Raw genomic sequence first — 16,263 nt, 5'->3', positions numbered from 1 at the left:
TACTTTATCAACAGCAGGGCGGGCCGGAGCAATCCGGTCCGCCCTGTATTTTTTGTGGCTGGATTAGTTTGACGATGGATAAATTGTACCACATAGGCACATAGCTCACAGAAGTGTTTCAAAAAAACTATGTTTATCTATGTGCCTATGTGGTAAAATACGTGAAGTGAACGTCAGCGTACATGCCATTACATTGCTTTCCTGCTTAGGATGTCGGCATGGTGCTGCGTATGATAATCAGTGAAGTAAATCATCTCACGCACCGTAAACGGCCCAAGGAGCGGGTGTTTCCAGACGGTATAAGCATCCAGATCCGTTTCGGGAATAGCCTCAACATGCGCCAGCAGTTGCGTGGTCATCGACTGCCAGCTTTCCATCCATTGTGCCGGGCTAAGGCTTTCCAGTTCGGGTTTTGGGTTGGTGTTCGGGTTATTGGCCCCCGGAAAGCGGGCGAGTTGTTCGAGGTAACCGGCCTTGATCGCCTCAAAACTGCGCGATTCGCGGGCTTCCGGACGCCACGTGGCCCGACCGGCCTCACTCAGCAGGCGGCTTGTGCCATAATCGGCCAGGTAGATATGGGAAAGCTCCTGCGCGATGGTCCATTTGCCGTTCTGCGGGCGGTGAAGCTGCTCGCCGGTGACGGTACCAATAAAGTCAGCCATGGCCTGGAGGCTGGTGGCTAGTGAAGCGGATAAGGGTATTGCTGTCATGTTCAGGAAGATTAAGTTATCTGGTCAAATCTGAACAATAAAAGTTGCATATACAACTTTGTGGAATTAAATTTGTCTATGGACGCAGAAAACTACTGCATTGCGGGTCGGCTGCGCATGCTTTCCCGCATCATGACCAGCCTGTATAACCAGGCGTTTAACGGGGAGGAAGTGACCTTGCCTCAGGCAGGGCTCCTGATGTATATTTTTGCAAAGCCCGGCATTCGTCAGGTCGAATTAGCCCAGCTGCTGTATATCGAAAAGTCGGGTATGAACCGTGAACTGCAGCTTTTGCAGCGCAATGGCTGGCTGACCGATAACCTGAAACAGGGCCTTTTTCTGACGGAGGAGGGGCGGGTGAAAGCCAAACGATGTCATAAAATCTGGAAAGCCCTGAATCTGACCATGCGCGAACAACTCGGACCGGAGGCGGTATCAGGGTTAGACACACTTTCCGGACAGGTTTTCGCCTTTACAGCTCCTGCGGAAACGCAACAAACAATAACCGAATGAAACCTGATTTTTTGCACACAACCCGGAAAGAATCCTTTCAAACATGGCGGTTCCGGACATTTATGAACTGGTACCCGATGTTTTTTGGAACGGGCGGTAAAATTCTGTTCTGGTCGGGAGATTCGAAAGAGGTGCAGGTCAGGCTGCGCCGCAATATCTGGACCTACAACTACGTCGGGACGATTTTCGGTGGCAGCATGTTTTCCGCTTCCGACCCGTTCTACATGCTGATGCTCTACCGGATTCTGGGAAGCCAGTATGTTGTCTGGGATAAGGCGGCGAAAATCCGTTTCCGGAAGCCAGGACGCACTACGCTGTACGCCCGTTTTCTGCTGACAGACGCTGACCTGGACGAAATCCGGCAGGAAGTAGCCCGGAACGGGCAGATGGACCGGACCTTTGTTATTCAGTGGCAGGATAAGGACGGTGCTGTATATGCCGAAATCGAACGCACGTGTTACATCGCCGATAAAACCCATTATGAACAACGCAAAAATGACCGGCAGCACTCCCGGTTCCAGCGCCGCTGAGCAAATTATGGCTACAGAACATCAACTCCCGGTAACCCGTACCGCCCGTTTCTATACTCTTGGCGGCGACGGATCGGGGCAGCTGACCAACGAGGTAACAAACATCTGGTTTGTGCTGCACGGCTACGGACAACTGGCCCGGTACTTTATCCGTAAATTCGACGTCATTGCCGATGAAAAGACCCTTGTGGTTGCGCCGGAGGCGTTATCGCGCTTTTACCTCGATGCTGATTTTAGCCGGATGGGCGCTTCGTGGCTGACCCGTGAAGCGAGGGACCAGGAAGTAGCCGATTATGTGGCCTATCTGGATGCGTTATATGCCCGGATTATGCAGGACCGGGATCCGGCGTCGGTCAAGGTAACGCTGCTGGGCTTTTCGCAGGGCGGGGCCACGGCCTGCCGCTGGGTGAACTACGGAACGATCCGCTGCGACCGGCTGATTTTGTGGGCAGGCTACTTTGCCAACGGTCTGACTGATGTATTGCCGGCCGAAAAAGCGGAAAAGCTGCCGGTTACCTATGTGTATGGTCGTCAGGATGAGTACATTGAGCAGATGCCCGATCCGGAGGCGTACATTAACCGGCTGAAAGAGGATATGCCGCACGTACAGATCGATGCCTTCGAGGGCAAACACGTAGTAGACCGGGATGTACTGAAACGCTATAAATAACAGCCGTCCGGCAGCCAGTAGCTGGCCGGACGGGCCGTTTTATTTCCGGTAAATGGTTGTTGCGGCGGCCTGCGCGCTGGCCAGAATCGTCATATCGGCAATCGTGACATTAGCCGGAGCCGTAACGGCATAGACGATGGCATCGGCAATATCTTTGGCCGTCAGCGGGTCAAATCCTTCATACACTTTGGCCGCACGGTCGGCGTCTCCTTTAAACCGCACCACCGAAAACTCCGTCTCTACAGCACCCGGCGCAATGTTGGTAACCTTGATACCATGTTGGGTCAGGTCAAGCCGCATGCCGGTGCTGAGCGCTTCAACCGCCGCCTTGGACGCGCAATAAACCGCCCCGTTGGCATAGGTCTGCTTGCCGGCAATAGAGCTGATGTTCACAATATGCCCTTTCTGCCGTGCCACCATGCCGGGAATGACGGCTTTCGATACGTAGAGCAAGCCCTGCACATTCCCGTCGATCATGGCATCCCAGTCGGCCACATCCCCGTCCTGAACGGTTGACAGGCCGTGGGCATTGCCGGCATTATTCACCAGGACATCAATGGCTTTCCAGTTGTCGGGGAGAGAGGCAATGGCTTCCGTGACGGCCTCATAACTACGGACGTCGAATGCCAGGGTTGTAACAGTTGTCTGTTGACCAAGTTCGCCGGCCACTTCGGCCAGCCGGTCAGTCCGGCGGCCGCATAAAATCAGGTTGTATCCACGATGGGCCAGTGCTGCGGCAGTGGCTTTACCAATGCCGGAGGTGGCTCCTGTTATAAGCGCATTCATACTAGAAAATTAACGAATTTGTAAACCGTTTGGTAAAATAAAAAACATTTGAGTATAATCAGTAAGTTATCTTGCTGATTATGGTAGCATAATGGCAAATGCCATTATAAACCTATCAGAAAAAATCGGATTGACCTTCTGGTTTTTTGGTGTATTATTGGGGTTGCAAAATTATATTCCGGATTTGTTCACAAAATGGCACTGATTATCGAAAAGTAATTCTACGTACGTTATGAACCCTGAATTTTCGGTCGTTATCCCGACATACCTGCGGCCGACACAACTGATGAAATGTCTGGATGCCCTGAGCCGCCAGCAGCTCCCCCATAATCAATTTGAAATTATTGTGGTGGATGACGGCGACGACCGGGCAACTGCCGAGATTGTACAGAGCTTCCGGGAGGTCTTCGGGATCGAAGCTCGCTATCTGGTACAGGCTAAACGCCGTGGACCGGCTGCCGCCCGTAACCGGGGCTGGCGGGCCGCGCGTGGCCGTATTATTGCCTTTACGGAAGATGACTGTATGCCGCATCCGGATTGGTTGCCGGCTGTATTGCCCTCCTTTAAACGGGGAGCGCAGGCGGTTTCCGGCCAGGTAAAGCTGACGGGTGCTCCCCGGCAGTCAATGGCAGGAGGGAGTAAGGGTTTTATGGACCGCGCTGAGCTGTCGAGTGCTAATTTTTTCTGCCTGCCTGCGATCTTACAACGGGTCGGGGGCTTTACCGAGGATTTTGACATTGCCTGGCGTGAAGACAGTGATCTACAGTTTAAGCTGATCCGGGCGGGTGTCAGGATGGGTAAATGCCCGGAAGCTGTTGTTGAGCATCCGGTTCGTAAACCGCACTGGAACAGCCGGTTACGGGAAGAGCGTAAATACAGCTATGATGCCCTGCTCTACAAACGTCACCCTGAGCTATACCGCCAGCGGATGGGCCATGAACGGCATCAGGTGCTGGAATATTATGGTGCTGTTTTTAGTTTTACCACCGGCGTGTTCGCGCTGTTAAGCGGCCATAGTTTTGTGGCTGTGGTGGGGCTGGCGGTGTGGTTATTGCTGACAGCTGAATTTCTGATCCGCTTCTGGCCGAAAGAACAACCCACGTGGGATGGCATTCAGCAAACGTTTGTGACGGCTGTTACAACACCTTATCTGTCTATTTTCTGGCGGCTGCACGGTGCTGTCAAATACAGGGTTTTGTATTGGTAACGAGATTATTATAGCTATAAACGCGAAAGGGCGTAACCACTGGTTACGCCCTTTCGCGTTTATGCACTATCCGGCAGATTAAGCCTGCGCTTTGTCGCAGAATTCTTCAAATGCCATCACCAGGTGCTGAGCGATCATCTGAGCCGAGCGGCCTTCGATGTGGTGACGCTCGATGAAGTGAACCAGCTCACCATCCTTAACCAGGGCAATTGACGGCGAAGACGGCGGATAAGGCAACAGGTGCTCCCGCATACGGGCAGTCGCCTCAAGATCGCCGCCGGCAAATACGGTTACCAGACGGTCTGGCTTCACTTCGCTGGCAGCCAGTGCGGCTTTCACACCCGGACGGGCTGCACCGGCGGCACAACCACATACCGAATTAACCATAATCAGCATAGTGCCTTCGGTCTGTGCCATCGCGGCATCAACTTCGGCAGGTGTTGTTAACTCCTGAAAACCGGCGCTTGTCAGGTCCTGACGCATCGGAATCAATAGATGAGGAGGATACATGATTTACTTATTTTTTGATGTTTAAGATACTTATTTTAATTGCCTGACGGCAGGGAATTACATGAAACCGAGCTCTAGTTTAGCCACTTCCGACATCATTTCGGTCGAATACGGCGGATCAAATGTGAGCTCAACACTAACATCATTCACGTCTTCGATTTCCCGGACTTTCTGTTCGATTTCGGCCGGGATGGAGCCCGCCGACGGGCATGAAGGCGAGGTCAGCGTCATCAGGATATAGACGTTATTGACCGGGAATACCTTAATGTCGTAAATGAGGCCAAGCTCATAGACATCCACCGGAATTTCGGGGTCATAAACGCCTTTGAGGGCCAGTACGACCTGCTCTTTAAGTTCTGTTTCGTTCATATGGTTTCTTGCGGTTTGCCTGTCTGCCGCGTTCGGGCTGCTGTAAAGAACAGTTCCGGCGGGCAGCCAACCTGACCGGATTTATGCGATAGATGTAGGGACGATCCCATGTGGCCGCCCTTTTCCGGCAGACGAACTGACCGGATTTATGCGGGGTTCGTAGCGTATACCTGTCCGTAGGCCTTCATCTGTGCCAGCATGGATGCTAATCCGCCGGCGCGGCGCGAGGTAACCAGATTGCCCATACCGACCTTTTCGATAAAGTAAATATCGGCGCTGGCAATGGCCTCCGGTTTTTCGTCCGACAATACACGGATCAGCAGACTGATCAGGCCTTTTGAAATCTGGGCAGTCGGTTCGGCATCGGCAAAGAAATGAATCGTATCGCCCTGCTTTTCCGCCCCCAGCCAGACTTTCGACTGACAACCCATGATCCGGTTGTCGTCGGTCAGGTATTTTTCAGGCATCGGCGGCAGTTTTTTGCCCAGATCAATGATGTATTGTGTTTTGTCGAGCGGATCGTCGAACAGATCAAACTCGTCAATAATTTCGTCCTGCTTTTCGTTAATGGTCATTGTTTAGAATTTGCCAAACTAGGTACTGAACAGCCGGAAGGCTTCTTACATCATCATTTTCTGAACGCGCAGGATGCCTTGTGCCAGACGGTCAATTTCTTCTCTGGTGTTATAAACCGCAAAAGAGGCCCTGCTGGTTCCGGCAATACCCAACCGGTGCATTAATGGCTGCGTACAGTGGTGACCCGTCCGGACAGCAATGCCCAGCTGATCGAGAATTACGCCCGTATCCTGATGGTGAATGCCATCCAGCACAAACGAAATGACACTAACCTTTTCCCGTGCCTGACCTACAATGCGGAGACCGTCAATGTCGCCGAGTTTTTCAGTGGCATACATCAGCAGTTCATGCTCGTAGGCCGCAATGTTTTCCTTACCCAGTCCCTCAATATACTCAAGGGCTGTCCGCGCCGCAATCACATCGGCGATGTTCGGCGTACCGGCTTCAAATTTATAGGGAAGGTCGTTATAGGTCGTTTTGTCAAATGTTACTTCCTTGATCATCTCACCGCCGCCACGATACGGTGGCATGGCGTTCAGAATTGCTTTTTTGCCGTACAATACGCCCATGCCGGTCGGACCATAGAGCTTGTGAGCCGACATGACGTAAAAATCACAGTCGAGCGCCTGCACGTCGAGGGTAATGTGGGAGCTGGCCTGCGCACCGTCGATGAGTACGACCGCGCCGACGGCATGCGCCTTATCAATGATCGTCTTAACGGGGTTAATCGTGCCGAGTGCATTGGACACGTGAACGACCGAAACCAGTTTTGTCCGCTCCGAGAGTAGTTTTTCGTATTCGTCGATCAGCAGATCACCATTGTCGTCGATCGGAATTACCTTTAGTATACACCCTTTTTCCTCGCAGAGCATTTGCCAGGGAACAATGTTTGAGTGATGTTCGAGGGTAGAAATAATGATCTCATCGCCTTCTTTCAGGAAGCAGCGGCCATACGACTGGGCGACAAGGTTGATGCCGTCGGTTGTTCCGTAGGTGAAAATGATTTCTTCCAGGTGTTCTGCATTCAGAAATTCCTGAAATTTCCGGCGGGTTGCTTCGAAGGCGGCAGTTGCCTTCTCGGCCAGCTGGTGAATGCCACGGTGAATGTTAGCATTATAACCGCCATAATAGCCGCTGAGGGCATCTAAAACAGGCAATGGCTTCTGAGTAGTAGCGGCATTATCAAAATAGACAAGCTGCTTACCGTTTACCAGCTGATCAAGAATAGGAAAGTCTGCGCGGATGCGCTGTATGTCCAGAATGTCCGTGGCTGTTTGCATAATCCGAATGACTCAGTCGTAAAGAAAAAATCCTTAGCGGGTGAGTAGTTTTGAAAGATTCAAAATTACAACAAAAAACGGCCACAATTTGTGCGATCAGGGTGGGATAATCTTAAATACCGCAGTAGCAATGCATAATGTAAAATGAACAATGGGTAATGACTAATGTAAAATGGATAATGAGCAATGATAATGCCTCCGGAGGCCACATTATTCATTGCTCATTATCCATTAGTCACTGACCTCAGGCAAAATAGCTTTTCGCTTTAATGACTTTCGGGCCGGTATCGTCTTTGGTAACGGTGTAGCTGAAGCCTTTCTGGATGGCGTAGCCGCCGACTTCACCGGCTTTGTTGATCGCTACAAACGCTACCTGAAAATCCTTTGCTTTATCAGGATTCCGCTTTACAACACGCTCAACGGCTTTACGGCAGGCTTCTTCCGGCGACATGCCCTGGCGCATAAACTCAACGACCAGGTGGGTGCCGGCCACCCGGATAACTTCTTCGCCCTGACCGGTTGCTACGGCGGCACCGGCTTCGTTATCGACAAACAGCCCTGATCCGATGATAGGGGAGTCGCCGAGGCGGCCGCGCAGCTTGAAGGCCATGCCGCTCGTAGTACACATCCCTGATAACCGGCCGTTGCTGTCAATGGCAACCGTGCCCATGGTATCGTGGTTTGGTGTACCATCATCGAAAAATGAAGGCGCAAACGGCCCGTGGCCCTTTTTCTGAGCCGGTTTTGAGTTCTCGATGTTGATAACCGGCTTGTATTCTGATTTCTTCAGCCATTTGCGATAGGTTTCAGCCGCGTCCGGCGACAAGACGTCCGGTTCCAGTTTAAACCCGTTTTCAAGTGCAAACTGCTGGGCCCCCGACCCGACAAGCATGACGTGCGGCGTCAGTTCCATCACCTTGCGGGCAACTGAAACCGGGTGTTTGATCCGCTCCAGAAAGGCGACGGAACCACAGTTGGCCTGTTCGTCCATGATGCAGGCGTCAAGCGTTACGTGGCCGTCCCGGTCAGGATTTGCCATCAGCCCCACGCAGCAGCCGCCGTCATTTTCAATGGCAATCCCTGCCTGTTCAACCGCATCAAGCGCTTTGCCGCCTTTTTTGAGTACTTCCCAGGCCGCGTTGTTGGCAATAACCCCGCTATCCCAGGTCGAGATAACAACAGGTTTAGCCGGTGCAGAAGGAGTGAGGGGGCTTTTAGAAAAAGCGGCTGAGACTTTACCAAATAACGGGAGCGACAAGGCACCCAACTGAATAAACTTGCGACGTGAAGCCATTAGGTTGATGATAAATAATCTGTTCTGTTAAGGTTGAGGTGGAATAAGTATGCTAATTATTAAATTATTTTAAAATATACTATAGCGCCATCTTAATTTGTGTAATAACATGTATAAAAAGTGCATATTTTACTGTGAATAGCGTAAGTATAAGGTTCTTGGTAAACAGGTGTGGATAGCAGTATAAGGGTATAAACTTATGCGTTTACCCTATGTGATACAAACTGTAAGCAACTGGTTTCTAGTTTATTTTTTGTCATGCTGAGCTAGTGAAGGCCCTCGCCGGTTCTATGGCAAAGATTCTTCGCAGGCTCAGCATGACAAAACAGACGGGAGAGTCCCTTACGCCAGATTTTCCAGCGCGGCCGCTACAGTTGTGACCGGCATCTGGCAGGCACTGTTGTAGCATACATAAATGGCCGTTTGCCCGTTTATGGTCGTCCGGTCCTGCAGGAGGGGTAACTGGCTGCTGCTTTCGGTGCCGCAGAAAACAACATTCGGCAGGAAATGCTTATCCAGTTCACGCCGGAACGCCTGCGCATCGGGGCCGACAATGGCAATTTCCGCCGTTGGTTTCACCCGCAGCGTGTAGAGCGCGGCCCAGTTGGTCAGGTAATCGGCATTGGGCTGGAGTAACGGCTGAATACGCCCGAGCATCTGATCGGCCTTTTCGCCGTACTGCGGACGGTCGAGCAGCAGGCTGAGTGTATACAGATTACCGGCCATGATCGAGTTGGACGCCGGAATCACGTTGTCGAACAGCTCTTTCCGGCGGGCAATCAGTTCTTCGCCGTTTTTGTCGGTAAAGAACAACAAATCATCGTCCGGATCGGTGAAGTTGTCGAGCACGTATTTCGTCAGCCGGTCGGCTTCGGTCAGGAAACTTTCGGTGAAGGTGGCCTGGTACAGGGCCAGTAACCCGTCGATGACGGCGGCATAATCTTCCAGAAAACCAGGTTGTTTGGCGCGGCCCTGCTTATAGCTGTGCCAGAGCCGGCCGTTCCGCTGGTCGCGCATCTTGTGCAGCAGGAAATGGGCGAGTCGGATAGCGGTAGCCAGAAATTCCGGTTCATCAAAAACGCGGTAGGCCGTAACCAGTCCCTTCAGCATCAGGCCGTTCCATGAGCAAAGTAGTTTATCGTCGAGGCTCGGCCGGATACGTGCATCACGGAGTTTGAACAGCCGTGCATGGGCCGCTGCCAGCTGAATGTCAACTTCCTCCTGCGTCCAGTCGGCCCGTTCGGCAAAGGCCTCGTCGGTATCGATGCGGTGCAGGATATTCCGGCCATGTTCGAAGTTGCCTTCCTCTTTGATGTGGTACAAATCGGCGAACCAGTCGAAATCAATGCCCAGCGTCTGCCGGAGTTCGTCGGTGGTCCAGGTATAAAACTTTCCTTCTTCGCCTTCGCTGTCGGCATCGAGCGCGGAGTAAAATCCGCCTTCGGGACTGAGCAACTCGCGCTGGGCAAAGTGAATCGTCTGATAAACAACATGTTTGTACAACGGCCGTTTGGTCAGGCTATAGGCCTGGCTGTAGAGCGTCAGCAACTGACCGTTGTCGTACAGCATTTTCTCGAAATGGGGCGCAAACCAGTGGTCATCGACCGAATACCGCGCAAACCCGCCGCCCAGCTGATCGTAAATGCCGCCGAGTGCCATGCGGTCTAGGGTCAGTGTTACCTGGGCCAGCGCGGCTGACCGGTCGGGTGATTCAGTCAGTCGGGTATAATTGAGCAGGAAAGTGTAAATGCTCGGCATCGGGAATTTTGGCGCCCGGTTCATGCCGCCTTTCTGCCGGTCGAAGCTGCCGGCCAGTTTCTGGTACATGGCCTCAACGGTTTCGGCAGAAAACAGCGGATTGGCAGCGGCAAGGCTGAACCGGCTGCTTTCCGAAATGTTCAGTTCGTTGGCAAACCCTTCTGCTGATTCAAACAGCTGGTCGCGGTGCTCCTGAAAAGCATTCTGTACGCTGTTGAGCAGGTTGACCCACTGCTGCGGGGGCAGGTAGGTGACGCCGTAAAACGGTTTGGCATCCGGCACCAGAAAAACGTTCAGCGGCCAGCCTCCCCGAACGCCCATCGCCTGTACCGCATCCATGTAGATCGCATCCACATCGGGCCGCTCTTCGCGGTCGACCTTGATGCAGACAAAATGCTCGTTCATCACCCTGGCGATGCCTTCTTTTTCGAACGACTCGCGCTCCATGACATGGCACCAGTGACAGGCCGAATACCCGATGCTGACCAGAATCGGTTTGTTTTCATCGCGGGCTTTGGTCAGCGCTTCCTCACCCCACGGAAACCAGTCAACCGGATTATGGGCGTGTTGCAGTAAATATGGACTTGTTTCGTTTGCTAAGCGATTCATGGGCAATTGGTGAATGAGTGATTGTGCGATTGAGTGAACAGACGGAGCAAATTGCGTGGAACACTGCGGCAATCACTGATTATGAATAAAAAATGTTTTTTGAGCCTGCGCCGTTCCGACCTGGAACCGGACGAGGTAGAGGCCGGATGGCAGACCGGTGACGGGGACCGTGGCTTGATGGTTGCCGGCGACGATTTGTTTGCTGACCGCCGTAAGCTGTTTAACCACCTGTCCGGATACGGTTAATACGGATATGTCGGCCGAATTGTTCAGTCGGGCGGGCCAGGTAATGGTCACCTGGTCGGTGGCGGGGTTAGGGTAGAGGATAATGTCGGGCGACGCCAGGCCGGTCGCCGGATCGTCGGTACCGGTAATGACCGACAGATCGTGCTGACACAAATACACCTGCCGCCCCGTGAGCGTAATGGTCCGGCTCCAGTTTTTGTAGGTTACCGTCATCGTGGTTGTTTGCCCGTCGGCGGCGTAGGGGTTCTGGGCCGCAATCAGGATTTTGCTCCCGTTAACAACCCCCCGCCACACCGGTTTACGGGCGTCCATGAGGTCGCGGGCGGGCGTTTCGATGACCAGTTCGTAGGTACCCTGAAACATGTTGGCAAAGCGGGAGAGGCGGTACAGGCCGTGAATAAAGTGCTCGTAGGCCGCATAATTATCCTGCCGGGTTTGCTCAAATGCCGGAATCTCCCAGAGCCAAAGTCCTTTTGCGCCCGAGAAAAACGGGAAAATGGCGGTGGCTTCGGCCATAAACGGCTGGATGAAATTAGGGAAGTTGCCGCAGCAATCGTGGTAGCGCATCCAGACAAACGGGATTACCGGCTTCGTGCTCCATGCGCGGTTTACCTCCACCTGAAACAGCAGGTAGGCCAGGTAGTCGGGGGCGAGGGCGCTGGTGTAATCGTAGTAGTAATAGCCGGACGGAGCCAGGTAGTCGAGCTGATCGTAGAGCGGCCCGCCCACTTTAGCCGTGTTGGTGGTGTCTTTCGTCAGAAAATGCACGCGGTTGGGGTTGGTAGTCCAGTCGGCCCAGGTATTGCCGGGTACGTTGAGGTAAGTATTCCGGACCGGCACGTCGCTGTACGTACTCATCGGTATCTGGCTCAGGTCGGCGCGGTTGCGGATATAGCGCAGCGACTCGCCGTAGAGGGCGGTCATGTCTTTTTTGTAGCGGTCCAGAAACGCCGCGTCCGACAGCTGCCGGTACGGGGCAGGGGTATTCGGATCGGTTTTCAGCGTCAGAATCCGGGCATCGGTTTCCTGCACGCGCTCCACATCCACCATCAGCAGGCTGCTCTGGAGGTTAAATTTGCCCTGAGCGTTGGTCTGTCCGCCCGACGCATCCGACAGCCATCGGTCCCATTTGGTCCGGTAGGCGGTCAGGTTATTGTTCCAGGGACTTTCGACAGTCTCCCACGGCTGGTTAAGCCCGAACGCAAAACCCGACCATTCGAGCGCACGCTGAGCGGGTTTCACAAATGTGCCGAACTCATTGTCGCGGACGAACACAATGTGGCTGAATCCGTGTTTGAGCGGTTGCCCCTGAACGGCCGAAAAACGGGGACCGCCGTAGACGATGGTAAACGGCAGCGTAAAGTCCGGAAACGACTCCCAGTTGATGCGGTTCGTCTGCGACACGGGCGTAAACGAAAGCGGGTCGGCGCACTGAATCTGGCCGAAAGCGGTGGTTGAAACGAGGCTATATAGCAGGAAAAGAAACCGATTCTTCATGCGTTTGCTGGATACCTGATGGAGATGATCCGTCAAAAGTATTAACTTAGGCCCGTCCATTGCCTCAGAAAAGGCCATTGGGCGTATTATTAACCAAATATGGGGTGTTTTACCAGAAACATCGCATAAAAAGCCATGAAACGGTTCATCCCTGTCCTGATACTTAGTGTAAGCACACTCTTCAGCCAATGTAAACAAGGCAACGAGCCTGACACCTCAACCGCCACCCGCCTGGAGCTGATTACGGCGTCCAACTGGCAGCTTAATCAGTTGACCGATGCGAGCGGTAAAGTGATCAATCCCCAACAAACCAACCTGACGACGCAGGTTTTGTTTGGTCTGGATTTTCAGTTCCGCAACGACAATATTGTGCGTGCCCTTGACCGGACCACCAAACAGATCGTCAACGGCGGCGACTGGAAATTTACGAGCGACAACACCGGCGTTGACGTGAAGGTAACAGGCTTCAACGGCGTGTTCCCCATCGGCGAACTAAGCCGCCAGAAGCTGGTCCTGAAAAACAAAATCCCCGTCAACGGCGTCGAGCAGGAAGCCAACCTCGAATTTAAACCGTCACTGTGACAATGATTGAATGATTTAGTGATTGAATTTGCAAGGCTATTCACTATTCAATCATTCCATCATTCAATCATTCCCCTTTATGAAAAATAACCCCCGTACGTTGAGTGCCTGGTGTATGTATGACTGGGCGAATTCGGTGCATTCGCTGGTGATTGTGTCGAGTATTTTTCCGGTTTACTTTTCGTCGACGGCGCTGAACGACGCGGGCGGGCCGGTGATTGACTTTCTGGGGTATCCCATCAAAAACTCGGTCCTGTTCTCGTATACGGTGTCGGCGGCGTTTCTGCTAACGGCCCTGCTATCGCCGATCTGTACGGCCATTGCCGATTACAGCGGGCGCAAGAAAATCTTCATGCAGCTGTTCTGCTACCTCGGGGCGGTTTCCTGTTCATTGCTCTACTTCTTTACGCAGGAGACCACCACGTTTGCCATTTTCTGTTTCGGGCTGAGTCTTGTGGGCTGGGCAGGAAGTATCGTGTTTTATAACTCCTACCTGCCCGACATTGCCACCGAAGATCAGTTTGACCGCGTCAGTGCGCGGGGGTATACGATGGGCTATATCGGCAGCGTGGCACTGATGATTTTCAACCTGGTGATGATCATGAAACCCGAATGGTTCGGCGGTATTTCGGCCGGGCTGGCGTCGCGGATTTCGTTTCTGACCGTCGGGCTGTGGTGGATCGGCTTTGCCCAGATTCCGTTCCGGATCCTGCCTGACACCCGTTTCTCAAAAGGCGGCGGCGCTTCCACCAATTACCTGCTGAACGGCTTTAAGGAGCTGCGGAAAGTGTTTGTACAGGTTAAACATCAGTTGCTGATCAAGCGGTTTCTGCTTTCCTTTTTTGTGTACAACATGGGGGTGCAGACGGTGATGTATATCGCGACCATTTTTGCCAGCGACGAGCTGAAGATGACCGGATCGAGCCTGATCGTAACCATCCTGCTGATTCAGCTGGTAGCGATTCCGGGCGCATACGGGTTTGCGCGGTTGTCGGAGCGGTTCGGCAACACCTATGCCCTGATGACGGCCGTGACGATCTGGATCGGCATCTGCACGGCGGCCTATTTTGTGCAGAACCAGAACCAGTTTTTTATCCTGGCGGCGGTCGTCGGGCTGGTCATGGGCGGCATACAGTCCCTGTCGCGGTCGACGTATTCGAAGCTGATTCCGGAGGAAACGCCCGATACCGCCTCGTTTTTCAGCTTCTACGACGTCACGGAAAAGGTGTCTATTGTACTGGGAACGGCCGTTTACGGGTTTATTGAGCAAATTACCGGCAGTATGCGCAACAGCGTACTGGCCTTGCTGGTGCTGTTTATCATCGGGTTAGTATTATTGATGCGGATTCCGTCACAAAAAAATTACCGTGTCCGTTTGCAAACTGAATAAGTTTTGTAGTTTTGCAACCCGATTGAGGCAGGAAACTGCTTTAAGGCCTCGCAGGATGTTAGCTCAGTTGGTTCAGAGCGCTGCCTTGACAGGGCAGAGGTCAGCGGTTCGAGCCCGCTACGTCCTACTACCGGAAACCCCCGCCGAACAGCTGTTCGGCGGGGGTTTGTTTTTTGGTGTATGTACAACGGAATGCCATTCCGTTGCCGGATGGATGTAGAGACGCAACATCTTGCGTCTCCGGGTAGTCGTGGTGACACCATTGTTTTCAGGCACTGCCCGCCTGTCTGCCTGTCCTGTCTGTCTGTCCTGCCTGCCGGTAGAGGAGACGCAAGATGTTGCGTCTCTACGGGGTGGTGAATATCAGCTCGGTTTGCGCCGTGGTTAGTTTTCTGGCGGCTTTCAGGGTGGTGGCGGTGTCTGCCTTGATGCGGGCCAGCAAGGCCGTGGCCGGTTCATCGGCGGGGTCCTGCGCGACGAGCTCGCCACGGAAGGCTTTGGCCAGCAACGCCCCGGGCAACGCCTCGATCCGCTCCCGCAACGCCGCATACTGCGCCTCCAGCCGGTCCGCCACCCCAAACAACCCCTCCACCCGACGTACAATCTCCTCCTGCTCGGCAAGGGGAGGAAGGGGAATGGTATAATTTGATAGTGATCTAGCTGTAAGATGCATTATTCCTGTTCCTGTAAAATAAGAATTAAGTATTCCTGTTTCTGCATCTACTTTCAAATTGTAAAGAAACCAGTCCGGCATAAAATTTGCTTTGAACCTAATTCTATGTAAAGCTTTTTGAAAAACTAGATCATTTGACCCATTTCGCCAAATTGCAGCTCTTCCTGGCTCACCCCCTTCACAAATAAATAAATCTCCATCTTCGACGTTAAATCTAATCTTTTCATCAGGTGTAACTAGCATTGTTTGCAAGTCAGTAAGATCGAATCGAAACCACCTGACATTTATATTTCTTAAATATTGAAAAGCTTGACCTTTATTCTTTTTCTGATCAAGCATTTTACCGAGAATATGAGATTCTACTATGTCTTTACATGCTGCTGTTTGCCATTTCTCTGGTACAACATCAAGTAAGTGGCTGTTGTAATTTAAATTTATACTATTGGGCTTATAGTCTGAACCATCCCGCCAGTTTTCCGTCAGCTTCCCCGTAACCGCCTGTGTGAGTACGGTTTGGCGGAATTTTTTGAGCAGTTCGGGGATGCGGGCGAGGCTGCTTTTCAGCGTCTCCAGATGCCCGAACGCCTCATCTAATTTGGCCACAATCCGCCGCTGCTCCGCAAGAGGGGGGAGGGGGATTTTTAGTTCTTCTATTAATTTTGATGAAATATTTGGTTGTGCACCTCCGTATGCCTTTTCTTCAATTTCTTTTTTAAGAAACCCTAAAAAATAATAGATTAATTTACTGGAAAATATTTTATTGAACCGAGGAATTAAATTTCCTACCCGTTGATTTTGTAAAGACACAAAGTCTTCAGTATAAATCCCAAACTTCCCAGTAGTTGCACCGGACATTGCTATGAGTATATCCCCTTTATTTACAGCAAAGTCCTTGTTAAATAACTTTTCTGAAACGTATACGGAATTTTCAGTAGTTACGAATCCATTTTTGATGTCCGATATTCTTACTACAGGAATCCCAGTATTCAGGGCTTTCTCATAAAACCCTATGCATGGTCATAAATTCGATTAGTGAGTTAAAATCATCCGCAAACTGATCGAT

At 52.2% G+C, this 16,263-nt stretch carries 16 protein-coding genes and 1 tRNA gene; 7 read left to right on the top strand and 10 right to left on the bottom strand.

The window, feature by feature from the left end; genetic code table 11:
• Window positions 1-188 precede the first annotated feature (188 nt).
• Window positions 189-710 (bottom strand): DinB family protein, encoded by a 522-nt coding sequence (locus AC23NW_RS29430; protein WP_487454085.1) that lies wholly within the window; start codon window positions 708-710, stop codon window positions 189-191.
• A gap of 78 nt (window positions 711-788) precedes the next feature.
• Between AC23NW_RS29430 and AC23NW_RS29425 the strand changes: the two genes are divergently transcribed.
• Genes AC23NW_RS29425 through AC23NW_RS29415 form a run of 3 tightly spaced genes read left to right on the top strand, consistent with a single transcriptional unit; the run spans window position 789 to window position 2,423 of the window.
• Entirely contained in the window at window positions 789-1,223 is a 435-nt protein-coding gene (locus AC23NW_RS29425) for a MarR family winged helix-turn-helix transcriptional regulator (RefSeq protein WP_487454083.1), read from the top strand.
• Entirely contained in the window at window positions 1,220-1,753 is a 534-nt protein-coding gene (locus AC23NW_RS29420) for a DUF4442 domain-containing protein (RefSeq protein WP_487454081.1), read from the top strand. The genes AC23NW_RS29425 and AC23NW_RS29420 overlap by 4 nt, the downstream gene beginning before the upstream one ends.
• Entirely contained in the window at window positions 1,704-2,423 is a 720-nt protein-coding gene (locus AC23NW_RS29415; RefSeq protein WP_487454079.1) for an alpha/beta hydrolase, read from the top strand. Before AC23NW_RS29420 ends, AC23NW_RS29415 begins: the two co-directional genes overlap by 50 nt.
• Before the next feature lie 39 nt (window positions 2,424-2,462).
• Here the strand turns inward: AC23NW_RS29415 and AC23NW_RS29410 are convergent, their stop codons facing one another.
• Window positions 2,463-3,209, bottom strand: coding sequence for an SDR family NAD(P)-dependent oxidoreductase (locus tag AC23NW_RS29410; RefSeq protein WP_487454077.1), 747 nt, complete (start codon window positions 3,207-3,209; stop codon window positions 2,463-2,465).
• A gap of 232 nt (window positions 3,210-3,441) precedes the next feature.
• Here AC23NW_RS29410 and AC23NW_RS29405 point away from each other — a divergent pair, with 232 nt between their 5' ends.
• The gene (locus AC23NW_RS29405) at window positions 3,442-4,416 is read left to right on the top strand and encodes a glycosyltransferase family 2 protein (protein WP_487454075.1); all 975 of its coding nucleotides are present in this window, start codon (window positions 3,442-3,444) and stop codon (window positions 4,414-4,416) included.
• A gap of 78 nt (window positions 4,417-4,494) precedes the next feature.
• Here AC23NW_RS29405 and AC23NW_RS29400 read toward each other — a convergent pair whose 3' ends face one another.
• From AC23NW_RS29400 to AC23NW_RS29370, 7 genes are all read right to left on the bottom strand, one after another.
• On the bottom strand, window positions 4,495-4,926 hold the full coding sequence (locus tag AC23NW_RS29400; RefSeq protein WP_293844435.1) for a BrxA/BrxB family bacilliredoxin: 432 nt from the start codon (window positions 4,924-4,926) through the stop codon (window positions 4,495-4,497).
• 57 nt (window positions 4,927-4,983) lie between these two features.
• Complete coding sequence (locus AC23NW_RS29395) at window positions 4,984-5,295, bottom strand: DUF59 domain-containing protein (protein WP_293844432.1); 312 nt, start codon at window positions 5,293-5,295, stop codon at window positions 4,984-4,986.
• Window positions 5,296-5,441: 146 nt separating this feature from the next.
• Complete coding sequence (locus AC23NW_RS29390) at window positions 5,442-5,870, bottom strand: SufE family protein (RefSeq protein ID WP_293844429.1); 429 nt, start codon at window positions 5,868-5,870, stop codon at window positions 5,442-5,444.
• Window positions 5,871-5,915: 45 nt separating this feature from the next.
• Window positions 5,916-7,151 (bottom strand): SufS family cysteine desulfurase, encoded by a 1,236-nt coding sequence (locus AC23NW_RS29385; RefSeq protein ID WP_487454073.1) that lies wholly within the window; start codon window positions 7,149-7,151, stop codon window positions 5,916-5,918.
• A 244-nt stretch (window positions 7,152-7,395) separates the two neighbouring features.
• Window positions 7,396-8,445 carry a glycosylasparaginase gene (locus AC23NW_RS29380; protein WP_487454072.1) on the bottom strand — a complete coding sequence of 350 codons (1,050 nt, stop codon included), beginning with the start codon at window positions 8,443-8,445 and terminating at the stop codon, window positions 7,396-7,398.
• A 342-nt stretch (window positions 8,446-8,787) separates the two neighbouring features.
• Window positions 8,788-10,812: a thioredoxin domain-containing protein gene (locus tag AC23NW_RS29375; RefSeq protein WP_487454071.1), complete on the bottom strand. Its 2,025-nt coding sequence runs from the start codon at window positions 10,810-10,812 to the stop codon at window positions 8,788-8,790.
• A gap of 72 nt (window positions 10,813-10,884) precedes the next feature.
• The gene (locus AC23NW_RS29370; RefSeq protein ID WP_487454069.1) at window positions 10,885-12,555 is read right to left on the bottom strand and encodes a T9SS type A sorting domain-containing protein; all 1,671 of its coding nucleotides are present in this window, start codon (window positions 12,553-12,555) and stop codon (window positions 10,885-10,887) included.
• Between the two features lie 135 nt (window positions 12,556-12,690).
• Here AC23NW_RS29370 and AC23NW_RS29365 point away from each other — a divergent pair, with 135 nt between their 5' ends.
• From AC23NW_RS29365 to AC23NW_RS29355, 3 genes are all read left to right on the top strand, one after another.
• Window positions 12,691-13,137: a hypothetical protein gene (locus AC23NW_RS29365; protein ID WP_487454068.1), complete on the top strand. Its 447-nt coding sequence runs from the start codon at window positions 12,691-12,693 to the stop codon at window positions 13,135-13,137.
• Window positions 13,138-13,216: 79 nt separating this feature from the next.
• Window positions 13,217-14,527, top strand: coding sequence for an MFS transporter (locus AC23NW_RS29360; RefSeq protein WP_487454067.1), 1,311 nt, complete (start codon window positions 13,217-13,219; stop codon window positions 14,525-14,527).
• 52 nt (window positions 14,528-14,579) lie between these two features.
• Window positions 14,580-14,654: transfer RNA gene (locus AC23NW_RS29355), tRNA-Val, on the top strand.
• 219 nt (window positions 14,655-14,873) lie between these two features.
• Here the strand turns inward: AC23NW_RS29355 and AC23NW_RS29350 are convergent.
• On the bottom strand, window positions 14,874-16,190 hold the full coding sequence (locus tag AC23NW_RS29350; protein WP_487454158.1) for a restriction endonuclease subunit S: 1,317 nt from the start codon (window positions 16,188-16,190) through the stop codon (window positions 14,874-14,876).
• Between the last annotated feature and the right edge of the window lie 73 nt (window positions 16,191-16,263).

Source organism: Arsenicibacter sp. R0_47, assembly GCF_057652235.1.
The sequence above is the reverse complement of the archived record's forward strand: the minus strand, read 5'-3'. Positions and strand labels throughout refer to the sequence as shown.

What these genes read in the sequence shown, in the direction of transcription:
- AC23NW_RS29430 (WP_487454085.1), bottom strand. Translation starts at nt 710, where the DNA reads ATGACAGCAATACCCTTATCCGCTTCACTAGCCACCAGCCTCCAGGCC.
- AC23NW_RS29425 (WP_487454083.1), top strand. Translation starts at nt 789, where the DNA reads ATGGACGCAGAAAACTACTGCATTGCGGGTCGGCTGCGCATGCTTTCC.
- AC23NW_RS29420 (WP_487454081.1), top strand. Translation starts at nt 1,220, where the DNA reads ATGAAACCTGATTTTTTGCACACAACCCGGAAAGAATCCTTTCAAACA.
- AC23NW_RS29415 (WP_487454079.1), top strand. Translation starts at nt 1,704, where the DNA reads ATGAACAACGCAAAAATGACCGGCAGCACTCCCGGTTCCAGCGCCGCT.
- AC23NW_RS29410 (WP_487454077.1), bottom strand. Translation starts at nt 3,209, where the DNA reads ATGAATGCGCTTATAACAGGAGCCACCTCCGGCATTGGTAAAGCCACT.
- AC23NW_RS29405 (WP_487454075.1), top strand. Translation starts at nt 3,442, where the DNA reads ATGAACCCTGAATTTTCGGTCGTTATCCCGACATACCTGCGGCCGACA.
- AC23NW_RS29400 (WP_293844435.1), bottom strand. Translation starts at nt 4,926, where the DNA reads ATGTATCCTCCTCATCTATTGATTCCGATGCGTCAGGACCTGACAAGC.
- AC23NW_RS29395 (WP_293844432.1), bottom strand. Translation starts at nt 5,295, where the DNA reads ATGAACGAAACAGAACTTAAAGAGCAGGTCGTACTGGCCCTCAAAGGC.
- AC23NW_RS29390 (WP_293844429.1), bottom strand. Translation starts at nt 5,870, where the DNA reads ATGACCATTAACGAAAAGCAGGACGAAATTATTGACGAGTTTGATCTG.
- AC23NW_RS29385 (WP_487454073.1), bottom strand. Translation starts at nt 7,151, where the DNA reads ATGCAAACAGCCACGGACATTCTGGACATACAGCGCATCCGCGCAGAC.
- AC23NW_RS29380 (WP_487454072.1), bottom strand. Translation starts at nt 8,445, where the DNA reads ATGGCTTCACGTCGCAAGTTTATTCAGTTGGGTGCCTTGTCGCTCCCG.
- AC23NW_RS29375 (WP_487454071.1), bottom strand. Translation starts at nt 10,812, where the DNA reads ATGAATCGCTTAGCAAACGAAACAAGTCCATATTTACTGCAACACGCC.
- AC23NW_RS29370 (WP_487454069.1), bottom strand. Translation starts at nt 12,555, where the DNA reads ATGAAGAATCGGTTTCTTTTCCTGCTATATAGCCTCGTTTCAACCACC.
- AC23NW_RS29365 (WP_487454068.1), top strand. Translation starts at nt 12,691, where the DNA reads ATGAAACGGTTCATCCCTGTCCTGATACTTAGTGTAAGCACACTCTTC.
- AC23NW_RS29360 (WP_487454067.1), top strand. Translation starts at nt 13,217, where the DNA reads ATGAAAAATAACCCCCGTACGTTGAGTGCCTGGTGTATGTATGACTGG.